The 21,706-nt window shown below is 59.1% G+C and carries 23 protein-coding genes; 11 read left to right on the plus strand and 12 right to left on the minus strand.

Translation table 11 applies throughout. The annotated features are described in order from the left end of the window. Nucleotides 1-155: 155 nt before the first annotated feature. Nucleotides 156-797, minus strand: coding sequence for a transaldolase family protein (locus LARV_RS05210; RefSeq protein ID WP_075072634.1), 642 nt, complete (start codon nt 795-797; stop codon nt 156-158). Between LARV_RS05210 and LARV_RS05215 the strand changes: the two genes are divergently transcribed. Genes LARV_RS05215 through hutI form a run of 3 tightly spaced genes read left to right on the plus strand, consistent with a single transcriptional unit; the run spans nt 796 to nt 2,838 of the window. Then, nucleotides 796-1,302 (plus strand): hypothetical protein, encoded by a 507-nt coding sequence (locus LARV_RS05215; protein WP_075072635.1) that lies wholly within the window; start codon nt 796-798, stop codon nt 1,300-1,302. The genes LARV_RS05210 and LARV_RS05215 overlap by 2 nt on opposite strands. Continuing rightward, nucleotides 1,266-1,532 (plus strand): hypothetical protein, encoded by a 267-nt coding sequence (locus LARV_RS05220; protein WP_152031714.1) that lies wholly within the window; start codon nt 1,266-1,268, stop codon nt 1,530-1,532. The genes LARV_RS05215 and LARV_RS05220 overlap by 37 nt, the downstream gene beginning before the upstream one ends. 49 nt (nt 1,533-1,581) lie before the next feature. Next, nucleotides 1,582-2,838 (plus strand): imidazolonepropionase, encoded by a 1,257-nt coding sequence (hutI, locus tag LARV_RS05225; protein ID WP_083522334.1) that lies wholly within the window; start codon nt 1,582-1,584, stop codon nt 2,836-2,838. A 34-nt stretch (nt 2,839-2,872) separates the two neighbouring features. Here the strand turns inward: hutI and LARV_RS05230 are convergent, their stop codons facing one another. The 6 genes from LARV_RS05230 to LARV_RS05260 all read right to left on the minus strand — a co-directional run bounded on the left by LARV_RS05230 (nt 2,873) and on the right by LARV_RS05260 (nt 9,598). Then, on the minus strand, nt 2,873-3,496 hold the full coding sequence (locus tag LARV_RS05230; protein WP_075072638.1) for a hypothetical protein: 624 nt from the start codon (nt 3,494-3,496) through the stop codon (nt 2,873-2,875). Between the two features lie 42 nt (nt 3,497-3,538). Beyond that, complete coding sequence (locus LARV_RS05235; RefSeq protein WP_075072639.1) at nt 3,539-4,261, minus strand: L-2-amino-thiazoline-4-carboxylic acid hydrolase; 723 nt, start codon at nt 4,259-4,261, stop codon at nt 3,539-3,541. 5 nt (nt 4,262-4,266) lie between these two features. Next, nucleotides 4,267-4,947, minus strand: a complete 681-nt coding sequence (locus LARV_RS05240; protein WP_075072640.1) for a methyltransferase family protein — start codon at nt 4,945-4,947, stop codon at nt 4,267-4,269. A gap of 452 nt (nt 4,948-5,399) precedes the next feature. Next, nucleotides 5,400-6,221: a polyphosphate kinase 2 family protein gene (locus LARV_RS05250; RefSeq protein ID WP_075072642.1), complete on the minus strand. Its 822-nt coding sequence runs from the start codon at nt 6,219-6,221 to the stop codon at nt 5,400-5,402. Nucleotides 6,222-6,265: 44 nt separating this feature from the next. Then, complete coding sequence (locus tag LARV_RS05255) at nt 6,266-6,982, minus strand: response regulator (RefSeq protein WP_075072643.1); 717 nt, start codon at nt 6,980-6,982, stop codon at nt 6,266-6,268. A gap of 9 nt (nt 6,983-6,991) precedes the next feature. Beyond that, nucleotides 6,992-9,598, minus strand: coding sequence for a sensor histidine kinase (locus LARV_RS05260; RefSeq protein WP_075072644.1), 2,607 nt, complete (start codon nt 9,596-9,598; stop codon nt 6,992-6,994). Nucleotides 9,599-9,691: 93 nt separating this feature from the next. Here LARV_RS05260 and LARV_RS05265 point away from each other — a divergent pair, with 93 nt between their 5' ends. Together LARV_RS05265 and LARV_RS05270 are read left to right on the plus strand one after the other, a co-directional pair. Continuing rightward, a complete protein-coding gene (locus LARV_RS05265; RefSeq protein ID WP_407936367.1) occupies nt 9,692-10,231 on the plus strand; it encodes a DNA-3-methyladenine glycosylase I in 540 nt (179 codons plus the stop codon). Nucleotides 10,232-10,393: 162 nt separating this feature from the next. Beyond that, complete coding sequence (locus tag LARV_RS05270) at nt 10,394-10,834, plus strand: GNAT family N-acetyltransferase (protein WP_075072645.1); 441 nt, start codon at nt 10,394-10,396, stop codon at nt 10,832-10,834. Between the two features lie 161 nt (nt 10,835-10,995). Here LARV_RS05270 and LARV_RS05275 read toward each other — a convergent pair whose 3' ends face one another. The 4 genes from LARV_RS05275 to LARV_RS05290 all read right to left on the minus strand — a co-directional run bounded on the left by LARV_RS05275 (nt 10,996) and on the right by LARV_RS05290 (nt 13,864). Next, complete coding sequence (locus LARV_RS05275; protein ID WP_075072646.1) at nt 10,996-11,802, minus strand: AAA family ATPase; 807 nt, start codon at nt 11,800-11,802, stop codon at nt 10,996-10,998. Then, nucleotides 11,799-12,281, minus strand: a complete 483-nt coding sequence (locus LARV_RS05280; protein ID WP_075072647.1) for an NUDIX hydrolase — start codon at nt 12,279-12,281, stop codon at nt 11,799-11,801. The genes LARV_RS05275 and LARV_RS05280 overlap by 4 nt, the downstream gene beginning before the upstream one ends. Before the next feature lie 20 nt (nt 12,282-12,301). Next, on the minus strand, nt 12,302-12,991 hold the full coding sequence (locus tag LARV_RS05285) for a methyltransferase family protein (RefSeq protein WP_172797785.1): 690 nt from the start codon (nt 12,989-12,991) through the stop codon (nt 12,302-12,304). Nucleotides 12,992-13,099: 108 nt separating this feature from the next. Next, nucleotides 13,100-13,864: an SDR family NAD(P)-dependent oxidoreductase gene (locus LARV_RS05290; protein ID WP_075072648.1), complete on the minus strand. Its 765-nt coding sequence runs from the start codon at nt 13,862-13,864 to the stop codon at nt 13,100-13,102. A gap of 215 nt (nt 13,865-14,079) precedes the next feature. On the opposite strand from LARV_RS05290, the gene LARV_RS05295 reads away from it, so the two are divergent. From LARV_RS05295 to LARV_RS05320, 6 genes are all read left to right on the plus strand, one after another. Then, the gene (locus LARV_RS05295) at nt 14,080-14,853 is read left to right on the plus strand and encodes a hypothetical protein (protein WP_075072649.1); all 774 of its coding nucleotides are present in this window, start codon (nt 14,080-14,082) and stop codon (nt 14,851-14,853) included. A 401-nt stretch (nt 14,854-15,254) separates the two neighbouring features. Further along, a complete protein-coding gene (locus LARV_RS05300) occupies nt 15,255-16,778 on the plus strand; it encodes an NB-ARC domain-containing protein (RefSeq protein ID WP_075072650.1) in 1,524 nt (507 codons plus the stop codon). Beyond that, nucleotides 16,771-18,318 (plus strand): tetratricopeptide repeat protein, encoded by a 1,548-nt coding sequence (locus tag LARV_RS05305; protein WP_075072651.1) that lies wholly within the window; start codon nt 16,771-16,773, stop codon nt 18,316-18,318. The genes LARV_RS05300 and LARV_RS05305 overlap by 8 nt, the downstream gene beginning before the upstream one ends. A gap of 203 nt (nt 18,319-18,521) precedes the next feature. Further along, nucleotides 18,522-19,169: a TetR/AcrR family transcriptional regulator gene (locus tag LARV_RS05310; RefSeq protein ID WP_075072652.1), complete on the plus strand. Its 648-nt coding sequence runs from the start codon at nt 18,522-18,524 to the stop codon at nt 19,167-19,169. Nucleotides 19,170-19,199: 30 nt separating this feature from the next. Continuing rightward, nucleotides 19,200-20,072, plus strand: a complete 873-nt coding sequence (locus LARV_RS05315; RefSeq protein ID WP_075072653.1) for a hypothetical protein — start codon at nt 19,200-19,202, stop codon at nt 20,070-20,072. Further along, the gene (locus tag LARV_RS05320; RefSeq protein ID WP_083522336.1) at nt 20,065-20,697 is read left to right on the plus strand and encodes a flavodoxin domain-containing protein; all 633 of its coding nucleotides are present in this window, start codon (nt 20,065-20,067) and stop codon (nt 20,695-20,697) included. Before LARV_RS05315 ends, LARV_RS05320 begins: the two co-directional genes overlap by 8 nt. Before the next feature lie 77 nt (nt 20,698-20,774). Here LARV_RS05320 and ygiD read toward each other — a convergent pair whose 3' ends face one another. Next, complete coding sequence (gene ygiD, locus LARV_RS05325) at nt 20,775-21,548, minus strand: 4,5-DOPA-extradiol-dioxygenase (RefSeq protein WP_075072654.1); 774 nt, start codon at nt 21,546-21,548, stop codon at nt 20,775-20,777. Nucleotides 21,549-21,706 lie beyond the last annotated feature (158 nt).

Genomic DNA, 21,706 nt, shown 5'->3' on the forward strand with positions numbered 1-21,706 from the left:
CAACGGGTGATTAAGGGATAAGCGACTTCGTCTTTCTGTTCTCAAAAAATGATCTCCGTGGCGATCTTTTTATTTCGAAAGTAATCCATAAACCACCCTGGCAAGATTCACCAGAGATTGACCGCCCGAGGAATATCGTGCCGACGGGTTTGACATCAATCATGCAAGCCAATGCCCTCGGAATTGAATTCGGCGATGGCCTGCTGGCTGGCGGGATGTTCGCTGAGCGAGCGCAGCACTTCCAGCGGCATTGTCAGGTGGGTGAAACCCAGCCGGCGGGCATCCACCACTTCCTCCGGGTTTTTCAAAGAGGCGGCCAGCGGCAGGGTGTCGGTTCCCCGCAACACGTCGACGAAGGCGCGCATCATCCCGATGCCGTCCTCAAGGCGTCCCAGCGCGCGGTGGTAGTAGGCGATGGCGAATTTCGCGCCGCAGGCGGCGGCCACCATCGCCTGAGAGGCATCGTAGATGCCGGTGATGGCGACCGAATAGATGATGGAGAGGTGCGCGGCGGCCTCGAAGCCGGGTTCGTGGGCGGGGATCTTCAAAATCAGGCGCGCTCCCAGGATCTCGGCGGCCCGGGCGGCCTCCTCCTGCATGCCGGCCAGGTCGGGCGCGGTGAGCTGGTAGAAGATGGGGCCGTGCGGCAGGGTTTTCGCCAGCATCGCCAGCGCCTGCTCCGGCGGCAGTCCGCAGTTGGCCAGGATGCGCGGGTTGGTGGTGGCGCCGGTCACCCATCCCAGGCGGGCAGCCATCCGGGCGTCTTCGGGTGTGGCAGAATCGAGATAAAACGGCATGATTCACCCTCCGTGGAATAATCATATCCCGGGGATTGGGGATTGGGAAGGGAAAAAAGAGAAGAAAGCCAAGAGAAAGCCACAGAGGACACAGAGGTCACAGAGAAGAAACTGGATGAGAAAGAGAAGAAGAAAGTCAAGAGAAAGCCAAGAGAAAGCCATAGAGCACACAGAGGTCACAGAGAAGAAACTGGATGAGAAAGAGAGGAAGAAAGCGAAAGCCAAGAGAAAGCCACAGAGGACACAGAGATCGCAGAGAAGAAACTGGATGAGAAAGAAAAGAAGAAAACCAGGAGAGAGCCAAAAAGGATACAGAGATTGCAAAGAAGAGATCTCTCTTTCTTTCTCTGTGGACTCTGTGGCTTTCTTATGGCTTTCTTTCCCGTTTTGTCCAAATGGCGCCAGTCCAGTTATAATAATAAGGACCGCGTCATTCGGACGCGGGGTTGAACCAACGGAGGTGATTCAATGGCACACCGTACCACACCAGAAGAACGAGAATTGATCAAAGTCATCGCGCATATGCCATTCGACGAGGCCAAGCGCCAGGCCTGGAGCGGGCAGATCGAAGCCACCGGGCTGAACGAAGAGCTGGCCGAGGAGATCCATACGGCATTTAGCACGCATCATGAGGGCGAAGCCGACCCGGCTGCCCGCGCACGATTGCTGCCCGAGGTGGCGCGTCTCATCAATCGCTGGCGATTGACCCAGCAATCAAGCAAGTTTCGCAAATAATCCTTATTCCTCACCCCGAACCCAATCGGGGTGAGGCCTGTTAAAACCCATGCTCATTCACAATCTTTCGCAACTCCTGACCCTGGCCGGCGAACCGCAACGCGGCAGCGAACTCGGCCGTCTGAAAATCATTCCCAACGGCGCAGTGCTGGTGCGCGGCGAGACCTTCGAAGTGGTTGGCACGGCAGATGAACTGCTGGCGGCTTATCCCAACGAGCCGCGTTTCGACGCCGGCGGCGGCGCGGCCCTGCCGGGTTTCGTCGATCCACACACGCATCTGATCTGGGCCGGCGACCGCGCCGCCGAATTCGAGATGCGCCTGGAGGGTAAGACCTACCTCGAGATTCTGGCCGCCGGCGGCGGGATCCTTTCGACCGTGCGCGCCACGCGTGCGGCCAGCCTGGACGACCTCAAAGAGCAGACGCGAACTCGCATGCAGGCCATGTTCCGCTGCGGCACCACCACCGCCGAGGCCAAGACCGGTTACGGACTGGAATCGGCCAGTGAGCTGCTCCAGATGCAGGCCTTGCTGGAACTGGACGGCGAGGGTCCGCTGGAACTGGCGCCGACCTACCTGGGCGCGCACGCCATCGCCCCCGAATACAAGGATGACCCGGACGGCTACACGGATTTGTTGTGCCGTCAGATGCTGCCCGAACTGCGGTCCTGGTGGGACCGGCATGCCGCCGGGCGCCCGCTGCCGTTCGTGGATATCTTCTGCGAGACGGGCGCGTTCAGCCTGGAGCAGTCGCGGTGTGTCCTATCGGCGGCCCGAACGCTGGGTTTCCCGCTCAAGATTCACGCCGATGAGTTCGATAACCTGGGCGGGGCCAGCCTGGCAGCCGAGCTGGGCGCGGCTTCGGCCGATCACCTGGTGAAGACCTCGGCCATCGACATCACCGCGCTGGCCCACAGCAATACGGTGGCCGTGGCGCTGCCCTGCACGCCCTTTGGGCTGGCTCAGGCCCAGTACACCCCGGCCCGGCAGATCCTGGCGGCAGATGGGCTGCTGGCGTTGGCTTCGGATATCAATCCCGGCACGGCCTGGTGCGAAAGCATGCAGTTTGTCATCGCGCTGGCCTGCCGCTACCTCAAGCTGACCCCGGCGCAGGCGGTCGCGGCTGCAACCCTCAACGCCGCCGCGGCCATCGGGCGCAGCGACCGCATCGGTTCGATCGAAGCCGGCAAACAGGCCGACCTGATTGTGCTCTCGGTCGACGATTACCGCCACCTGGCGTATCGCTTCGGTGGGAATCTGGTGAAGCATGTGGTGAAGAAGGGCAAAGTCTTTACGAATGCTGAATGAGGCAGGTTGAATAGAAAAATCGTATCCCTTCTTTTTATTTCACCTCACGGGTAATCTTTTGCATTTTGCGCGGCGGAGCGAGGGTCTTGCTGGGGATGGGATGGATCTTGATTTTGTCCTCGGATACCAGCCCCAGGTATTCCTTCTTTACCTTGTTGGTGGTTGTGAATATATACTGCTCGAATTCGACCGGGAAGCGGAAATCTTTTAGATAAGTTTCGTTGGCCAGGTTGTGCTTGTGCTGCAGGGCGAACACTTCGGCATGGACGATGAAACGCATTACCGAATCGGGAATGTCGCTGCCTTCGAGCAGGTGGAAGTTTTTCTTTAGCAGGCGCACGATGCGAAAGTTGTTTGGCCGGATGACATTGTCGCGCACGTCCTGCCACAGCGCTTCGGGAACCGCGTTACTGTAGGTGTTGGTTTCGAGGTTGAACCGCAGTTTGAGCAGCGCCTTGTTCATGTGCAGCAGAATGGAAATGGGGCCGTATAGCTTGAAGAGCTGTTCTTCCAGGTATTCAGCGCGTTTCCGCGTGCGCAGTTCCTGTTCGATGAGCTGGGCGCTGTTGCGCCGGTTGAGGAAACTGGTGAAAAATACGGCCGCCAGGGTGAAGATTTGGGCAACGATCACCAGAATGATCTGCAATTGGTTATCCATATTCCACCTCGAACTGGGTAGATAACGTGTATTGAGTTCAATTTATTGGGTGTTGTATTGCTCGATGACCGGCCGCAAAGATTCCGGCACAGCCACGCGGGTCGGTCCGCCGCGTTTGAAACGAAAATCGCATTTGGGCGCGCCCTCAGCCAACGTCATCGTCCGCACCAATCCCCATCCCAGCGCCTTACTGTAAAGGATATCGGATGGGCAAATATAGGGCGCGAATTCAGATGCACCCTGGCGGGCCAGAAATTTGCACGAGCCACATTCCAGGTAATCCACGCCGTAATCAAAGGTCGCGCCGTCGCCCGGAATATAGTCGAACACGTAGCCATCCGGGTAACGCCGCTCATGCGATTCGACGGCTCGCTTGCGCAACCGGTTCAGGTAAAAAGGTGTAAAACTCATGAAGCCTAACCAGCGTGTCATGTAGGCCGGATAGGCTTTGAGATAGGCGCGACCGATTTCGAAAACCAGTTCGCCGGTCTGCGCCAGGCTCAGGTCGCGGGCAGTGACCGTGCGATAAACAGCCAGTAATTCAGCCGTGGAAATAAGGAAACGGGTGAAAGGTTCTTTTCCGCCCAGATCTGGGAGCTGCGGAATGAGGTCGGCATATTCGCGGCGGGCCTGAATTGCCAGGTTTTCTGACGCTTCCGCAGGAAAATAATGCGCCAGCACCGGCTGAATCAGTCGCGCGCCGCGATCGAATTCGCGAAGCAGGCGCGGCCTGCGTTCAAGGTAAATGTTGGAGGCCGGAGTCATCGTCTTTACCAGATTCCCGGAATCAACCGGGCCGTGTGAGCGGCATAAGCGCGAAATTGGTCCTGAAAATGGCCTTCCAGCATTTTATCCTCGGTGCGGATGCGGTAGACCAGTCCCGGCATCAGGAGTAAAGGGATGCTGATCAGACCATACAGGCTGGAATATCCCGAACACACACCGAGCGACATGAGAAAATAGCCCAGATAGGCCGGATGGCGCACGATACGGTAAGGGCCGGATTGGACCAGAATCTGTTCGCTGGTCACACTCAGGTGGCCGGAATAAGCCGCGCGCAGCGTGCGCCTGGCCCACGCGAACAGGGTGCAGCCCAAGATGACCAAGATACCACCCGTCCAGGCGAAAGCCGAACTGCGCGGTAAAACGGCGGGCAGGTACAGGTATTCAAGGGGCGGAATGAAGAAGGCTGCCATTGCCCCGGGCAGGTAGAGCCAGAATGAGCGGTCGCCTTTTTCTTCGCGGGTCATCACGCCGCCGGACCGGGGTTGCCAGATGGCTTTGCGCCGGATCCACAGGACGATGACGACGCCAATCGCAAAGACCGCGCCGGTGACAAACAGAAACCAGCCCAGCGGGTTATCCGGCAGCGTTTTCCAGCCCAGTCCGGCCAGCAAGACAGCCAACACGGGAACAAAGAAGGCCAGGAAAATTACAATGGTACGGTTCACGAACCACTCCTATGTTCAATATAGGCCGTTCGATAAAAAATTCAACCGTCGATGTGAAAAGAAAAACCGATAGCTGCGCCCAATTCGCGGTCGTTTCGTAAAATTCGATCGCAAAATGACCTTTGCCATACCTTCGTCCCGGGCACACCGTTGATCAAATGGATGCGCCGGGCGGAATATGTTTTGAATCCGCGGACGATTTTGGGCCGGCCGTGCCCTGGCGGATCGGTCAGAAACAAAATGCCAAAAATGACCCTGGGCCACACCGGTAACTAGATAACCGCAATCCTATCCTGGCAGTCGGATTGCCTTGCGCTCTATCTTCATTTCCCCGACCGAGGACTCAACATAATGACGCTTGCTATTCTATTGAAAGGGCAGAAATTGACAGGATATCCAGGGGGAAAATTTCTTCTTCCACATCCTCTTCATCCTCTACATCCCTGTTTTCTTCATTCCCCCGCGCGCAGGCGGGCCGCGTACGGCGCCAAATCCTCCTCCGGGGTGGGGTATTTCATATCGAAACCCTTCAACGTTTCAACAATCACGGACGAGATCAGGACATTTCTGAACCATTTTTTGTCCGCCGGGACAAGATACCAGGGGGCCCATTCGGTGCTGGTGCGGTTGAGCACATCCTCATAGGCCGCCATGTATTCCGGCCACAGCTTGCGTTCCTCCAGGTCGCCCGGGTTGAACTTCCAGTTCTTTTCGGGCGTCTCGATGCGTTCCAGCAGGCGTTCTTTTTGTTCGTCGCGGCTGATATGCAGGTAGAATTTCAACACCGTGGTGCCTTCCTCGACCAGCAGGCGTTCGAATTCATTGATCTGGTTGTAGCGCTTTTTCCATACGTTCTCCGGAACCAGGTTGTGCACGCGCACCGCCAGCACATCTTCATAGTGGCTGCGGTTGAAAATGACCATTTCACCTTTGCCAGGGGTCTGGGAATGCACGCGCCATAGATAATCGTGTGCCAGTTCGATGGGGGTGGGCACCTTGAAGCTGGCCACGCGCACGCCCTGCGGATTGACGCCTTCGAAAACCTTGCGGATGACGCCATCCTTGCCGCTGGTATCCATTCCCTGCAATACAACCAGCAGGCGGTGTTTGCTCTCGCAGTAGAGTTGCTCCTGCAAACTCTCCAGCTTTGCCGTCAGATCGGCCAGTTCAGTAACGGCCTTGTCGCTGCCCTTCCAGGCATGCGTATCGTCCGGTTCCCAATTTCGTAAATCGATCTTTTGTCTGGGTCGAACGAAATAAGGATCGAAATTCATTCCAACCTCCTGTGACAAGCTGGATCGAGAGATGAGACAGACAGCTAACCGGTCTTGAGCCGGTAACCGACTCCGGATTCGGTCAGGATGTAGCGTGGTTGCGCCGGGTCGCTTTCGATTTTATGGCGCAGGTTGCTGATATTCACGCGCAGCAGGTGGGCTTCGTCTTCATATCCCGTACCCCAAACGGCGCGCAGAAGTTGATTGTGCGTGACCACCTTGCCGGCATGCTGCACCATCAGTTTAAGTATTTCATATTCGGTGGGGGTCAATTCCACGCCTTTATTATCGACGGTCACCGTCCGGCGCAGCAGGTCGACGCGCAGCCCGGCCAATTGAAAGATCGGTTGAGCATCGCCGGACGGCTGCGCATGGCGCAGCGCGGTTCGAATGCGCGCAGTCAGTTCGCCGGTGCCAAAGGGCTTGGTCAGATAATCGTCCGCGCCGGCATCCAGCGCGGCGATTTTATCCTCTTCCCCCCCGCGCACGGAAAGAATGATGATGGGGGTCTGCGTCCACTCACGCAGCCGCCGGGTGACTTCCACGCCATCCAGGTCGGGCAATCCGAGATCCAGAATGATGACATCCGGATGCTGCGAGGCGGCGCTTTGCAGGCCCTCCTCGCCGCTGGCGGCTTCGTAAACCTGGTAGCCGTGCGCGGACAGGGCAACCCGCAGCATGCGTCGAATGGCGCGTTCGTCATCGATCAGTAGAATGTGCGCGCTGATTTCCTGAGCGGCAACAGGATTGTTTCCATCCATGGGGTTATTCTACATCATTCGTTCCCGGGGAACATCTGCCTGGGGCAGCGTAAATGCAAATTCTGCGCCGCCCTCCGGCCGGTTGCGGGCCGTAATTTGCCCGCCGTGAGCTTCGATGATTCCCTTGCAAATCGAAAGTCCCAAACCGGTGCCCTGCGGACCGCCTTTGGCCTGTACCCGGTAGAACTTATCAAAAATACGTTCCAGGTCCTCCGGCGGAATGCCCGGCCCGTGATCGGCCACGCAAATTTCAACCGCTTCCGGAAGCGCGCGGGCCGAAATTCCGATGGCACCGTTGCCTTCAGTATATTTGGCGGCGTTATCCAACAAATTGACCAGCACCTGTTCCAGGAGCAGGGCATCCGCGCTGACCGGCGGTAAACCGGCGGGAATGTGGGTTTCGATGGGAATGCCTTTCAAACGAGAATGCAGCCGGTCCAGGGCCGCACCGATGGCTTCTTCGACGTCGATTGCCGAGCGGCGCAAATGAAGCGCGCCGGCTTCCAGGCGGGTCATGTCCAACAGGTTGCCCACCAGGCGGTTGAGACGCTCAGCTTCGCTCCAGCCGTTATCGATCAACTCCAACCGCGTGGCGTGATCCATCAACGGCGCGTCCGGGGTGCTTTCTTCGGCCTCGTGCAGGCTGCTCAGGGCGCCGGTGATGACCGCCAGCGGGGTTCGCAAATCATGCGAAATGGAATTGAGCAGAGCGGTCTGTAATTTTTCCGTCTCCTGGGTCAGCCGCGTCTGGTTCACCTCTTCGGCCAGCAGAACGCGTTCGATGGCCAGGGCCGCCAGGCCGGAGTAGGCTTCGAGGAGCTGGCGCTGGTCGGGCGACAGAAAATGAGCCGAATCGGAGGGCCGCACCGCCAGAACGCCGACTGCGCCCTGCCCGGTCCTCAAAGGTTGAAACCGAATCGGAATCTGGGGCAGTGTGTTTGTCCCCCGCCCGGATGGTTGGCCGTGTTTGAAGGCCCATTCGGCGGCTTCGAGGGACACGTCGTCCTCCGCGAAACCCGGGCTGGAAGCGCGCACCGTCAATTTCCCATCGGTTGGCAGAAGAATGGCGGCCTGCCGTCCAAAAGGAATGCCCACCTGATCGAGAACGGTCTGCATCACGGCGGGCAGGTCGAGCTGAATGGTCAGGTCGCGGCTGAGCGCGTAAAGCGCGGAAGTCTGGGCTTCACGGCGCTGGCTGGACTCGACCTGGTCGCGCACGGTGCCGGCCAACCCTGAGACGACCGTACCCACCACAAATAGCGCCAAAAAGGTCAGTAGGTACTGTGTGTCTTCGACGCTCAGGCTGAAGCGGGGTTCGATCAGGAAGAAATCGAAACTCAATACGCCCAACAGAGCCGTCAGCAGGGCGGGACCCCGCCCCAGATAGATGGCCGCGGCCAGCACGCCCAGCAGGTAGAACATGGCCAGGTTGGTCGGCTCGAGGCGCAGGTGAATGGGATAACTGATGAGCGTAATGAGGGCCACCAACAGGATGGCCCAGAGATAGCGCAGCCAGTGGCCCTGCGGGCGCCAGGTTTCCGGCAGCCCGGGCTGCAGAGGTCCGCGTTCGTCACTGAGCACGTACACACCAATCGAGCCGCTGTGGCGGATGATCTCTTCGACCACCGATCCGTAGAGGAATTTTTGCCAGCGCGGGCGGGCCGGGCTGCCGATGATCAGCTTGGTAATGTTGTTCTGACGGGCATAGGTCAATATGGCCTCGGGCACATTCCGGCCGCTCACCCGTTCCACGCGCGCGCCAAGTTGCTCGGCCAGACGCAGTGTGGCGGCCAGCCGCTGGGCGTGGGTGGCAGAAAAACGAGCCCTTTCGGGCGTTTCGACATAAACCACCACCCAATCAGCCTTCAGGTCGCCGGCCAGACGGCGCCCGGCGCGCACCAGGCGTTCGGAGAGCGGATGTGAACTGACGCAAACCATGATGCGTTCGCCAGCCGCCCAGGGACCGGAGATGTCCTTGGAGCGCATATAGGCGCGCATCTGAGCTTCCACCCGGCCCGCGGCTCGGCGCAGAGCCAGTTCGCGCAGGGCAATCAGGTTGCCCAGGCGGAAGAATTTCTCGGCGCCGCTCAAGGATAGTTCGGGGGCGGCCACCCGGCCGGCGCGGAAGCGCTGCAAGAGTTCCTCGGGCGGCAGGTCCACCAATTCGATGACCGCGGCTTTGTCGATGACTTCATCCGGCACCGTCAGGGGTTCCCGATAGCCCGTGATGGCATACACGTCGTCGATCAGGCTTTCCAGGTGCTGCACATCCAGAGCTGCAAAAACATCCTGCCCGCTTTCCAGCAGCTCCTGCACATCCTGGTAACGGCGCGGGTGGCGCGCTCCCGCCGGATTTTCGGCATGGATATCATCCACCACGATCAGGTCGGGTTTGGCTGCCAGCAGGCCGGTCACATCCAGACCGCCGTCCGCGGCCAGAGGAATATTTTTCATTCGGGGCAGCATTTCGGCGTTCAACGGCTGCACGCCGCTGACCAGCACTCTTTCACCGACCTGGGCGCGCTGCTGGGCGGCCTCGAGCATGGCGTTGGTCTTGCCGACGCCAGGTGCATATCCCAGGAAGAGTTTCAATTTGCCGGGAACGGTTTCGATCATACCTCGATTATACGCCGGAGAATGCAGAGCCTTCCTCCAGGCCCCTTATTTCTTTTATAATCGAAGTATCTTTTGCGCCGGAGGAAGGCCTTGCTGCCCTATTGCGATTACTGCATCCAACATCCTGAGGATACCTTCAACTCCGAATATCACGCCACCCAGTACGGCTTTCCACTGCAAGCGGACAGCGCGCTGTTCGAACGCCTGATGTTCGAGATCAACCAGGCCGGGCTGTCGTGGATCACGATCTTGAAAAAAGCCGATAATTTCCGGCGGGCCTACGACGGCTTCGATATCGACCGGGTGGCCGGCTACGGTGAGGCTGACCGGGTTCGCCTGTTGAGCGATCCGGGCATCATCCGCAACCGGCTTAAGGTCAACGCGGCCATCGAGAACGCGCGCCGCATCCAGGCGCTGCGATCTGAATTTGGTTCGTTTGGCGGCTGGTTGGACGCGCACCACCCGCTGCCCAAAGCAGAATGGGTGAAGTTGTTTAAAAAGAATTTTGTTTTCACCGGCGGTGAGATCGTGGGCGAGTTTTTGATGAGCGTCGGCTATCTGCCCGGCGCGCACGATCCTTCCTGCCCGGTGTATGCCCGGATCGATGCCCTGAATCCGCCCTGGCGGCGCTAGCAGTCTCCCGGAATTTGAGCGCGGATCCGCCGTGCGCCCTTGTGTGATCAACGGCGTGGAATCGCGCCAGAAAGGCACTACTCGGGGCGTTTCTTTCTGAGTTACAATAACTCCGGGCGCCAGCCCGCTAGGCGAATACTCCAAACATTTGACAGGAAAATCATGGACGTATTTGAAATAACTCAGGTCACGGATGAAATTGAGGAGGCTTTCCATCGCCTCATCCCGCAGCTTTCTTCCTCCAACCCGCCGCCCACGCGCGCTGAACTGGAGGACATCGTTTCCTCCCGCGCCAGCATTCTGTTGGGCGCGCGCGATCCTGATAAAAACAACAAACTGGTCGGGTCGCTGACGCTGGCCGTTTTCCGCGTGCCGACCGGCGTACGCGCCTGGATCGAGGACGTGGTGGTGGATAACGAATCGCGCGGCAAGGGCATCGGTGAAGCGCTGACGCGCGCCGCGATCGAGCGTGCCAAACAGGAAGGCGCCGTGACCGTCGATCTGACCTCACGCCCCTCGCGCGAAGCCGCCAACCGCCTGTATGTGCGGGTCGGATTCGTCGCCCGGCACACCAATATTTACCGGTTCAATATCGGACGCTAAGTCGAAATTCTTGAATCCTGTGTCGTGAACCGTTCCCAAGAAGAACGGATCGGGTTCGGATACCTGAAACTTGTTTTTACGGGATGTCGGATGAGGTTCAACTGGCTTCATTCGACCTGTCATTTAAAGCGAACCATCCACCGCAAATTGCTAATTATTTCTCACAAATGCTCCAAAAACGCATCCGGATTATCCAGAAAGTCACGGGTGAGTTTGACGTGCTCCAGGTCGGTGTACGCGACCGGCCGGGGTGGAATGACGTCGAAGTTGTAGATCAGGGCTTCGGGGAAGGCCATCAGGATGGGCGAGTGGGTGGCGATGATGAACTGCGCCTCCTGGGTGACCATTTGCTTCAGGACGGCGATCAGCGCCAGTTGGCGGATGGGTGAAAGCGGCGCTTCGGGCTCGTCCAGCAGATAAAGTCCGCCGGGTACGAAGCGGGATTGGAACAGCGCCAGAAAACTTTCGCCGTGCGAGCGCGCCTCCAGGCCTTCGCCGTAGCGGCGCTCGATATCGTGGATTTCGTTGGCATAGGGCAGGCGCGCGAAAGCTGCAGCCGTCGTGGAGCGATCCTGATAATCCCGGTCGACCGAACGCAGATCTTCCTCCATTTCCAGACGGAGCATGGCCATTTTGCGGGCATACCCGAAGAAATCTTCGGCGCGCAGAAAGAAGCCCCGGTGGGTGCGCTTCTGCCACACCAGCCGCAATTGGTCGGCCAGGCGGCGCACAGCCGCCAGGGATGGATCCGTTTTGACGCTTTCACTGCCGACCGTAATGGAGCCGGCCGCGCAGGCCAGCGCTTCCAGGAGGGTGGACTTCCCCGAGCCGTTCTCGCCAACGAAGAAGGTCACCGGAGCGCTGAATACAAGCGTCTCCAGACTCTGGACGACCGGCAGGCTGAACGGAAAGCCTTTTTCTTCCAGGGCTTCCGGGCGGCGCAACGAAAATGAACGTAAGTGAATCATGGGTGGGCGTCCGCGGCATTTTGTTTAGGCAGCCACAGCGCCTGCAGGTCGCGCAGGATGGGCACAATCGGCGGACTGACCGCCTCCGGCAGCGACACCAGCGGAAAAAACTCCGGCGAAAGTGATTCGCCGTCCAGGTCGGTCGACACCGGTTTGAAATCGGTGCAGATGTAAGCAGCCGTGACATGGTAAGTCTCATCCCCGTTGGGATAACAGTAAAACAAGGCCGGCCCGGAATAGACGCCGAGCAGGCGCAATTCGCCGGCCGCGTATCCGGTTTCTTCGAGCGTTTCGCGGCGCGCGGTTTCTTCCAGCCTTTCACCGGGTTCCATCGTTCCGCCGGGGATGCCATACAGGCCGTTGTCCAGGCGCCTGTGCATCAGCAGTCGCCCGCAGGGGTCGATCAGCAACGCGCAGGCGCCCGGCAGAATCAACGGCCGGTGACCGACGAGCGCACGCAAATCCTGCAGGTAGCCCATGGTTTTCGCCCTGCTGACCTTCACCAGACCCCTGGAAACAGCCGCCAGCGTACTTTTTGGGTGTATTCGACGTAACCGGGCAGCTCATTTCGCAAGGTTTTTTCTTCATCGAAGGCGCGGACGGCCAGCACGGGCGCCATCGCCAGGGAGGGAACCAGCGTCCAGTAGGAAGCCAGCGCGAATGAAGTACCAATTAGAAAGATCAGTATGGCGAGATACATTGGATGGCGCACCCACGCATAGGGACCGCTGTCGATGACCTTCTGTCCGGCGCTCACTTCGATCACCCGCGAGGCAAAGCGGTTGGCCTGGATGACCCAAAAGTACAGCCCATAACCCGCGATCGCCAGCGCCAGGCCCAGCAGCGCCAGCCAGAACGGGACCTGCGACCATGCAAAGCGGCGGTCGAGCCCGGGCAGGACGAAAAGGAGGGTCAACACGATACCGGATACGCCGATGACCCACTTTTGGGTCTTGTCCCGTTCCCGGGTGTGCGTGCGCCGTTCGAGCAGATCCGGTTCGTTTCGCAACAACCAGACGAAGGTCGCCGTCATCAGCGCCGCCAGCATTGCCAGATATGCCCAGGCCTGCCAGTAGTCCAACCTGCCGGCGCAGCCAAAAAACAGCGCGGCGATGAGGGCCATCCCACCCAAAAAGCGGGCCAACGTCAGGAAGATCAATTTCCGCCAATCAGGCGAACGGTCGATCATCATCACCTCACCTGTGGAACCGCGTGCATCAATCGGGAACGATCCATATCAGCGTCGGAAAGGGTTCGGGCAAGAATCTGCCTTAACCCTCCCCGCGACTGTCGATGATTAGAACGACTGCTCGGTTGGGCGCACCATCACTTCGTTGATGGCCGAGCGCCAGTGGCGGGTGACGATGAAGACGATGATTTCCGCGATATCCTGCGGCTCAAGGGCCGTGATCCCCTGGAAGGGTTTCATGCTGGCGGCGCGGTTTTCCGCCTTCATGTGGCTGTCCAATTCGGTGCTGACCACGCCCGGTTCGACGACCGAGACGCGCACATGGCGCGCGGTGACTTCCTGGCGCAGCGATTCGGTCAGGGCAACGACGCCGAACTTGGTGGCGTTGTAAACGCCCGCGCTCAGACGGGCGCGCCGGCCGGCCACCGAACTGAGATTGACCACGTCGGTCACCTTGCGGGGCGAGTCTTCGGCGGCTTTCAACAGATAGGGCAGCGCGGCGTGGGTGACGTACAGCAGGCCTTTCAAATTCAGGTCGATCATGCGCTCCCATTCGGTGGTGTCCGCGTGGAGAATGTTGGCGTTCAACATCACCCCGGCGTTGTTGACCAGGATATCCAACCGGCCGAATTCGGCCAGCGTTCGATCGACCGCAGCCACGGCTTCATCCTGATGGGTGATATCGGTGGGTAGCGCCAGCGCCCGGCTGCCGGCTGCGTGGATCTCGACTGCCAGCGTCTCCAGGCGATCCTTGCGGCGCGCCAGCAGCGCCACCGCCGCGCCTTCGGCGGCCAATTGACGGGCAGTCTCTTCGCCGATGCCGCTGCTGGCGCCAGTTACCAATGCTACACTACCTTCCAATCGCTTCGCCATCCTACTGCCTCCTGAAATAATATCGATGCTTAAATTATATCCCCGGTATTAATTCTTGATTTTAATTTGAAATTCATGACATCCTCACAATTTCTAAATCAATTCTGAACCATTGTGCGCTATTCTTCAGCGTAGTCCAAAAAGGATCCATCCCGTACGTATGGAATCCGGCCCGGACTGAAGTAAGCAATCCCGTATTCCAAAGGAGAATATTCATGCGAATGAAACGTTGGATGCCACTTTTATTGGTTGTCGTTCTTGCGGCCGGAGGTTTTGCAGGTTTTAGCGTCATTGGCAAGGTCAGCGCTGCAAATTCCACTCCCACCGCGACCAGCGCGGTCACTGCCACCGCCACTTCCGCCTCTGCTTCCACGAAGACCCCGGCGGCTTCCCAAACGACCCAAACGCTTGGCCGCGGGCTGAAAGGCGACCGCGCCGTCTATACCCGTGAAGAACTGGCGACTGCGTTGGGCATCACCAGCGACGCGTTGGTGAAGGCTCAGACGCAGGCCGAAACTGCCGCGCTGGCCAAGGCCGTATCTGATGGATTGATCACCCAGGCGCAGGCGGATGAAATTACTGCCAACGGTTCGGCTTTTCCGCTGGGCGAACGGTGGGGCGCGTGGTTGAGCGCCAAAGGCATCGATTTCGATTCTTTCCTGGCGGATGCGCTGGGCATCAGCAAGGATGCCCTGACCGCGGCGCGCAGCAAGGCGCTCGATACGCATCTGTCGGCTCTGGTCGCGAGCGGCAGCCTCACCCAGGATCAGGCGGACCTGATCGAGGCTCGCCAGGCGCTGGCGGCCAGCGATAAGTTCACCGGCGCCATGCAAAGCGCCTTCGAATCAGCCGTGGCGCAGGCGGTGAAAGACGGCACCATCACCCAGGCGCAGGCGGATCTGTTGCTGGCGAAGGCTGCCGATACCAGCGGCTTCGGCCTGGGCTGGGGCGGCATGAATGGCATGGAAGGAGGTCGTCACGGACGTTAATCCCGGATGCCAGACATTTTGAGGTGTGATCTATAATGCAGCGTCCGGAAGGTCGATCCTTCCGGACGCTGTTTTTTTCGGCTGATTTTGGGTTAAAGACCGAGGGATGCATCCCTCTCAGGCCGCTTGACGATGGTACCATTTCAGGCGATTTGGCCCCATTTGTTTCTCGTCGAATGTATTTTTGATGGTAGAATAATCCCTGAACCCGACCGCTGAACTTTGTTTTAATAGTTCAGGCGCGGGTTCCCCTGAACTTTTGGCAAGTTCCCCGCGCCTGTTCGAAACGGTAAATACTCTACACTTTGGTTTTACCGGGTAGTCTGGTCTCTAATACAATACTACCCAATTCACTTCACATTTTCCATAACGAACGAACCATAAACGAACCTGAAACGAACATGGACCTGGCAAACATCACCCCTGAAGTTGTTGAGGATTGCCTGAAGGCGCTGCGCTGCGGGGAATCTGTGCCCGAAGAATTGCTCGCGATTCCCTGGGCGGCCGGCCATTCAAAAGTGGCGAACCGGGTCAAACTCGAAGATTGGTTTCACAATACCATCCAGCAGGTTTATCTGGCTGCCCGTCAGGTGGAAGACCTGCCGGCGATCCAACCCGCCAACCGGCGGGAGGCCCTTCAGCAGATCCAGATCGATTTCAATTCGCACAACAGCGATCTGGAAGCCTGGAGTGCGCTGTATTTTCGCTATGACTCGATCGTCGAATTTGGGGTGGAAGAGCTGGCTCGGGCTGCCAATGTGGTGCCGCAACAATTCCGGCGCCGGTTGAAGCAAAGCCTCTCCGTGCTGACTCAAAAATTGCAGCGGGCGGCTCTGGAAGCGCAGCAAAATGCCGCCGGCCGGTCGCAGAACCTTCCGTTGCCCGATTACACCCGCCTGATCGGCGCGAAGGATTACTTCGCGCAATTGACCTACCTGTTCAACGATCCAGCCGGACCGCGCATGGTCAGCCTGGAAGGTATGGGCGGCATCGGCAAGACCGCGTTGGCGCGCGGCTTTGCCGCTTTGCCGGAGGTCAACGCAAAATGGCAAAAAATCCTATGGGTCAGCGCGCGACAGGCATTCCTGACCGAAGACGGTACACTGCTGCCGAACGCGGACGCGGCCGGAACCCTGGAGGATATCAGCGTCCGCCTGGCGGAGCAGATGAATCTGACCGGACTGGCCAACAAACCCCTGGCTGAACGCCTGGAGGGGCTGAGCGCGGCCCTCGCACAGGAGCCGGCGTTGGTGATCGTCGACAATCTCGAAACGGCTGAGGAATTCAGCCAGTTGGTGCCCAACCTGGCCAAACTGGCCGGAGCGAGCCGTTTTCTGTTCACCTCGCGCCAAACCCTGCGGGAATTTCCCTACGTTTATACCTTGAACGTCCGGGAACTGGATAAGGCGCGCGCGTTGGACCTGCTGAGCAATGAGATTCGCCGGCGCGGCCAGCAGCGCGCTATCAGTGATATTTGTATCGATGAGCTTTACGACGTGATCGGCGGTTTGCCCCTGGCGCTGAAGATGGTGGCCATGCAAATTCACCTGCGCCCGTGCCATGAAGTGGCGGAAGATTTCAAGAAGGTCGCGCAGGATAACGACACCCTGTACCGGTATCTGTACTGGCAAACCTGGAATTCGCTGCACGATCCGGCGCGCCAACTTTTGCTGTCCTTCCTGCCGGCCGATGCCGAAGGCGAGGATATCGATTTCTTACGCCTGATGAGCGGCCAGCCGGATGAGGTCTTCTTCGAGGCATTGAAAGAGCTCGACCAGTTTTCCCTGTTGGAAATTAACGGCGGGGAGGAACGCCCCCTGTACCGGCTGCACCGGTTGACGGTTACCTTCCTGCAAACGGACATTCTTAAACTCTGGTCCACCGGGCAAGGCGACAAGCGCACTTCCGGTGAGCAGGATGCCTGATTCCACACCCGCTTTCTGGCAGGAAGAATATATTCGCCTGCTCGGCCAACGCCTGGACCGATCGCTGGATTATTTGCGGGCCACCCCGCCGGCCGAACAGCGAACGCACGCGCACAGTTTTCTGACGCTGTTGAGCGAGACCCATCGTTACCCGGAATTGACGGGCAAGGCGCTGGAATTCATCGCCGCGTTGCACCCGCTGCCGGTGCGCTGGGAACTGACCTATGCCTGGGGGGCCGAACTGCGTTTCGCGCTCGAACACACCCCGCGCGAAAACCTGGCCCGGCGGGCCGAATATCGCTGCGCGTTGGGCGACCTGCTCCTGTTCGACGGGCGGTTCGACGAGGCCATCGAACAGTGTAATATCGTAATGCAGGCAGCGCAGGTGCCAGTCGAACTCGAGGCCAAAGCGCTGCGCATCCTGTTTCTCTCCCTGCGTTATTCCGGAAGAGGAGACGAAACGGATGTGATCCTTGCGAGGGTTCGCGAGCGTTTCATGGGGGACCGCCCGGCCGCAGAAGTGCCGGCCGGGATGGTGGGCGCCTGGATGGAGTTCAATCTGTGCTGGCTGCAAAAACTGCGCGAAAAGGGTCAGGTCGATGAGGCGATCGCGCTGGCCGGGGAAATGATCGCTCTGGACCGGCGCTGCGGATCGGTGGACCTGATCCGGTCGGCGGATTTGCTGACCCAGCGTTCCACTTTGAACTGGCTGCGGCTGCATTACGCCGAAGCCATCGACGATCTGAACGATTGCATTGCCCTTTACCGGCAGGCAGGGGATTTTCTCAACGCCGAATCGCGCCTGAGCAACCTGGGACTGGTTTACTGGTCGATGGGTGAGTTGGACCCGGCCGAAGCCAACCTGAAAGCGGCTTTGGATCTGTACCGGAAGATCGGCATGGACCAGATGTATACCTACGTAAGCGGCAACCTGGGCCTGGTCTACCTGTTTCGAGGCGCGGTGGAAGATGCCGTGAAAACCATGCAGGAGCAGGTCCGGCTGGCGAAGAAATTGAACTACACCACTGAAATCAAGCGCGGCCAATGGAATCTGGCCATTGCGCGTTGTTTTCAGGGCGATTACAGTGAGATCATGGACGTCTATCAAGAGACGCTGGCGCATTATGAAAAACGCGGCAACCGGGATGCGCATTATTTCCATTGGATTTGGGTTGCCTTTTGGCGGGAAAAGAACGGTGACAAAGCCGCGGCAATCGAATTGATGCAGGATGTGATCCGCGTCAGCCGCGAGCAAAAGATGTCCAATCTCGAGCAGATCGCCCTGCGCTGCCTGGCCAGCCTGCTGCCGCTTGAAGAACGCGGGGATCTTTTGCAGCAAAGTCTGGACCTGGCCACAAGCACGAGTCGTAAATTCGAAGCCGCGGCCGCCTGGCTGATGATGGCCCAGGCTGCCCGGGATCCGGAACGCCGCCGGTTGGCCTGGGAGACCGGGGCACGCATGCTGCGCGAAATGGGCGCGGAACGCTGGTTGGAAGGCTATTCGCTGGATGACCCGCCATTCCTGCCGCCGTTTATTTGATTCGCCTCGGGGATAATTCTGTAAAGAAGCGCGTTCGATCGCATCTCGAACCGGTGGGGTCCGGGGAGCGAGCAATGAAGAAGAACGTGTCGCACGATCCGGCCGGTCGAATTCGATCCGGTTTTTTTTGATTTACCCCTTGACAGCCCAAATATAACGCTGTATAAATAGTGAACATTGTTCATAAAAGAAACGGCGTAAATATGACCCAGGAAATCCCTCCAAGTGAACGGCGCTACCAGCGCACCCGCCAGAGCATTCTCGAGACTGCGCAAGCCATCCTCGCCGAGCAGGGCATCGATGGGCTTTCGATGCGCGCCCTGGCCGAAAAGGTGGATTATTCGCCGGCGGCCCTGTACAAGTACTTTGCGAACAAGGATGAGATCATCGATGCGCTGCGCAAGCAGGGCCAGGAATTCTCCGCCAAAATCCAGCAGTCTCATCTGCGCCCGGGGATGTCCACGGCCGAAACCTTCAGCGCATTGTTCGCCTCCTACCTGGAGTTTGCACGCATCTACCCGGCCCACTATGAGTTGATCATGAATTCGACCGAGCACATGCCGGAGAGTCTCGACGCCTTCCTGGAGGATCCGGATTTCAAAGGGCTGATCGATTTTGTGACCGGGATGGTCCAGAGCGGTCAGGTTCGCCTGCCGCAGGATTTCCGGCCGCTTCACCTGGCGTTTCTGATGTGGTTCGTGGGTAACGGGGCCGCCATGCTGCAGAACAAGGTCATGCATAACTGCCAGGCCGATTTTTCACGGGTCAGCATGCAGGTGATCGATATGATCACGCGTTTGATCCTGCCGGAGGAAGAAACGGGTTCGAATGAGCTATCCACCGGGCATTAACGCCTGGTTTATCTCGAAAAGGGTTCGAAAATGAAACACACGGTAATTCTGATTCGTCTATCCATTTTGATTGCCCTGCTGGCACTGGTTGCTTCAGCGGCGGGCGTGTTCGGTCAGGGCAGCGGGCAGCCGCTGGATTTCACCAGCCTGCGCGGGGAAACCGTCCAGCTTTACGGTCACGGCCTGTACAAGTATGACTCGGTCAGCGGCGCGGCCCAGATGATGGGCCAGGATGTGGTCACCCTGGTTCTGGGCGTGCCTTTGTTGATCGCGGCCATTTTGCTTACCCGCAGGGGCTCGCTGCGCGGCCGTCTGCTGCTGACCGGCGCGCTGGGCTACTTCCTCTACACGTATGCGTCGATGGCCTTCCTGACGGCCTTCAATTCGCTGTTCCTGGTCTACGTGGCCCTGTTTTCCCTCAGTTTGTTCGCCTTCATCCTGGCGCTTTCCGGGTTGGATCCTGATTTTGTCACCCAACACATCGGAAAGGGTTTCCCACGCACGGGTATTATTGTGCTCCTGTTTGGGCTGGCCGCCTTCCTGAGCCTGGCCTGGTTGAAGCGCATTTGGACGGTGATGCAGGGCCCGGCCGGCGTGAACGGGCTGGAATCCTACACCACCCTGGTGATCCAGGCGCTCGACCTGGGCGTGATCGTGCCCACGGCTCTGCTTACGGCCGTCCTGCTGCTGAAGAAGCGCGCCTGGGGCTACGCCCTCTCGAGCGTGCTGCTGTTCAAGGCGACCCTGTTCGGTGCGGCGTTGATCGCCATGATCGTCAGCCAGATGCTGGCCGGGGTGCCCCTGGAACCGGTCATCAGCGCGTTGTTCGTCCTGATCATCCTGGCCGGAATCATTCTGACCTTCTTGATGCTGCGCAGCGTGCGCGAGGTGAGCCATGACTAAGATTTCACGGCGAACATTCCTGAAAATCAGCGGCGCGACCCTGGTCGCGGGCGGGTTGGTTGTCCTGGGGGCGACGCCCCCAGCCATTTCGTTGCCTGAAATGGACTACGGAGAGGATCAGAAAATGGGCAAGAATATTCTGGTAACTTATGCCACCAAAGCCGGGTCGACCGCCGAAGTGGCCAGCGTCATCGCCGAGACGCTCAGCAAATCCGGCGCCCGCGTGGACCTGCGACCGGTGAAAGACGTACCGAGCCTGGAGGGCTATCAGGCGGTGGTGATCGGCAGCGCGGTGCGCATCGGCCAGTGGCTGCCCGATGCGAAGGCGCTCATCCAACGCGAGCAGGCACAACTGGCCGGGATGCCGGTGGCGATTTTCTCGGTGCACATGGAGAACCTGGGGGAAGACGAGGCCAGCCGCCAGGCGCGCGTGGCTTACACCGCGCCGATCCATGCGCTGGTGACGCCGGCAGCCGAAGCCTTCTTTGCCGGCAAGATCGATCTGTCGAAACTCAGTTTTTTGGAACGCATGATGTCGAAGATGATGAAAAGCGTCGACGAAGACCGCCGCGATTGGGAGGCGATCCGCGCCTGGGCGGCGGGGCTGGCGCTGGACGAAAAGTAAGTCGTGAGGGGTGAAGGGTGAGTCGTGAAACGGAAGAACGGTTCACTCTTCACTCTTCACTCTTCACGCATCACTCCTCACCCAATCCTCACACACCGCATGGAAAGCGACCCGCCCCACAACTTTTCGTTGAAGAAGGCGATGGAGTCTTCGGGCCGTTTGAGGCCGAGAATGTAGAGCAGGGGCAGGTAGTGTTCGGCCGAGTTGATGGCCAGGGCCGCCGAATGCCCCAGTTTTTCATACTCGATGAGCGGCTGGTGCTGCCCGGCCAGCATCCAATCCCGGGCCTGGGCGTCGAACTCGACCGCCCAATCGAAGGCGGCATCCTCCCAGACCATCAGGCGCAGGTTGTGAACCAGGTTGCCGCTGCCAACGATCAGCACGCCTTCGTCGCGCAGAGCATCCAGCTGGCGGCCCAATCGATAATGAAAGGCGGCGTCCTGCGCGCGGTCCAGGCTGAGCTGCACGACCGGGATATCCGCCTGCGGGAACATGCGGCGCAACACCGACCAGGTCCCGTGGTCCAGCCCCCAGTCATGGCTCGGCTGAATGTTGGCGTCCGGGGCCAGCTTTGCCAGGCGTTCGGCCAGTTCAGGCTGGCCCGGGGCCGGGTACTGGACCTCATAGAGCGTGCGCGGAAAGCCGCCAAAGTCGTGAATGGTGCGCGGTTTTTCACCGGCGGTGGCGTAACATCCGCGCGTCTCCCAGTGCGCCGATATGCACAGGATGGCTGTGGGGCGGGGCAGATCGCGCGCGGCGGCCGCCCAACCCCGGCTGAATTCATTGTCTTCGATGGCGTTCATCGGGCTGCCGTGTCCGATGAATAAGGCCGGCATCCGGGTGGATTCCATGCAGCACCTCCGCTTGTAACGAATCCGATAAGTTGATTATAGCGTGCAAAACAGGGGCGCGGCGCGTTGAGGAACGCATTTTTTTTAGCCGCGCCCCTGTGGGGCGTCGAAACCAGCGCATGATTCTGGTTTCGGGATCGCTAAGAAAATAACAGGAT

The sequence above is a fragment of the Longilinea arvoryzae genome (genome assembly GCF_001050235.1).
GTDB classification, from domain to species: domain Bacteria; phylum Chloroflexota; class Anaerolineae; order Anaerolineales; family Anaerolineaceae; genus Longilinea; species Longilinea arvoryzae.

What these genes read in the sequence shown, in the direction of transcription:
- LARV_RS05215 (WP_075072635.1), top strand. Translation starts at nt 796, where the DNA reads ATGATTCACCCTCCGTGGAATAATCATATCCCGGGGATTGGGGATTGG.
- LARV_RS05210 (WP_075072634.1), bottom strand. Translation starts at nt 797, where the DNA reads ATGCCGTTTTATCTCGATTCTGCCACACCCGAAGACGCCCGGATGGCT.
- LARV_RS05220 (WP_152031714.1), top strand. Translation starts at nt 1,266, where the DNA reads ATGGCACACCGTACCACACCAGAAGAACGAGAATTGATCAAAGTCATC.
- hutI (WP_083522334.1), top strand. Translation starts at nt 1,582, where the DNA reads ATGCTCATTCACAATCTTTCGCAACTCCTGACCCTGGCCGGCGAACCG.
- LARV_RS05230 (WP_075072638.1), bottom strand. Translation starts at nt 3,496, where the DNA reads ATGGATAACCAATTGCAGATCATTCTGGTGATCGTTGCCCAAATCTTC.
- LARV_RS05235 (WP_075072639.1), bottom strand. Translation starts at nt 4,261, where the DNA reads ATGACTCCGGCCTCCAACATTTACCTTGAACGCAGGCCGCGCCTGCTT.
- LARV_RS05250 (WP_075072642.1), bottom strand. Translation starts at nt 6,221, where the DNA reads ATGAATTTCGATCCTTATTTCGTTCGACCCAGACAAAAGATCGATTTA.
- LARV_RS05255 (WP_075072643.1), bottom strand. Translation starts at nt 6,982, where the DNA reads ATGGATGGAAACAATCCTGTTGCCGCTCAGGAAATCAGCGCGCACATT.
- LARV_RS05260 (WP_075072644.1), bottom strand. Translation starts at nt 9,598, where the DNA reads ATGATCGAAACCGTTCCCGGCAAATTGAAACTCTTCCTGGGATATGCA.
- LARV_RS05270 (WP_075072645.1), top strand. Translation starts at nt 10,394, where the DNA reads ATGGACGTATTTGAAATAACTCAGGTCACGGATGAAATTGAGGAGGCT.
- LARV_RS05275 (WP_075072646.1), bottom strand. Translation starts at nt 11,802, where the DNA reads ATGATTCACTTACGTTCATTTTCGTTGCGCCGCCCGGAAGCCCTGGAA.
- LARV_RS05280 (WP_075072647.1), bottom strand. Translation starts at nt 12,281, where the DNA reads ATGGGCTACCTGCAGGATTTGCGTGCGCTCGTCGGTCACCGGCCGTTG.
- LARV_RS05285 (WP_172797785.1), bottom strand. Translation starts at nt 12,991, where the DNA reads ATGATCGACCGTTCGCCTGATTGGCGGAAATTGATCTTCCTGACGTTG.
- LARV_RS05290 (WP_075072648.1), bottom strand. Translation starts at nt 13,864, where the DNA reads ATGGCGAAGCGATTGGAAGGTAGTGTAGCATTGGTAACTGGCGCCAGC.
- LARV_RS05295 (WP_075072649.1), top strand. Translation starts at nt 14,080, where the DNA reads ATGCGAATGAAACGTTGGATGCCACTTTTATTGGTTGTCGTTCTTGCG.
- LARV_RS05300 (WP_075072650.1), top strand. Translation starts at nt 15,255, where the DNA reads ATGGACCTGGCAAACATCACCCCTGAAGTTGTTGAGGATTGCCTGAAG.
- LARV_RS05305 (WP_075072651.1), top strand. Translation starts at nt 16,771, where the DNA reads ATGCCTGATTCCACACCCGCTTTCTGGCAGGAAGAATATATTCGCCTG.
- LARV_RS05310 (WP_075072652.1), top strand. Translation starts at nt 18,522, where the DNA reads ATGACCCAGGAAATCCCTCCAAGTGAACGGCGCTACCAGCGCACCCGC.
- LARV_RS05315 (WP_075072653.1), top strand. Translation starts at nt 19,200, where the DNA reads ATGAAACACACGGTAATTCTGATTCGTCTATCCATTTTGATTGCCCTG.
- LARV_RS05320 (WP_083522336.1), top strand. Translation starts at nt 20,065, where the DNA reads ATGACTAAGATTTCACGGCGAACATTCCTGAAAATCAGCGGCGCGACC.
- ygiD (WP_075072654.1), bottom strand. Translation starts at nt 21,548, where the DNA reads ATGGAATCCACCCGGATGCCGGCCTTATTCATCGGACACGGCAGCCCG.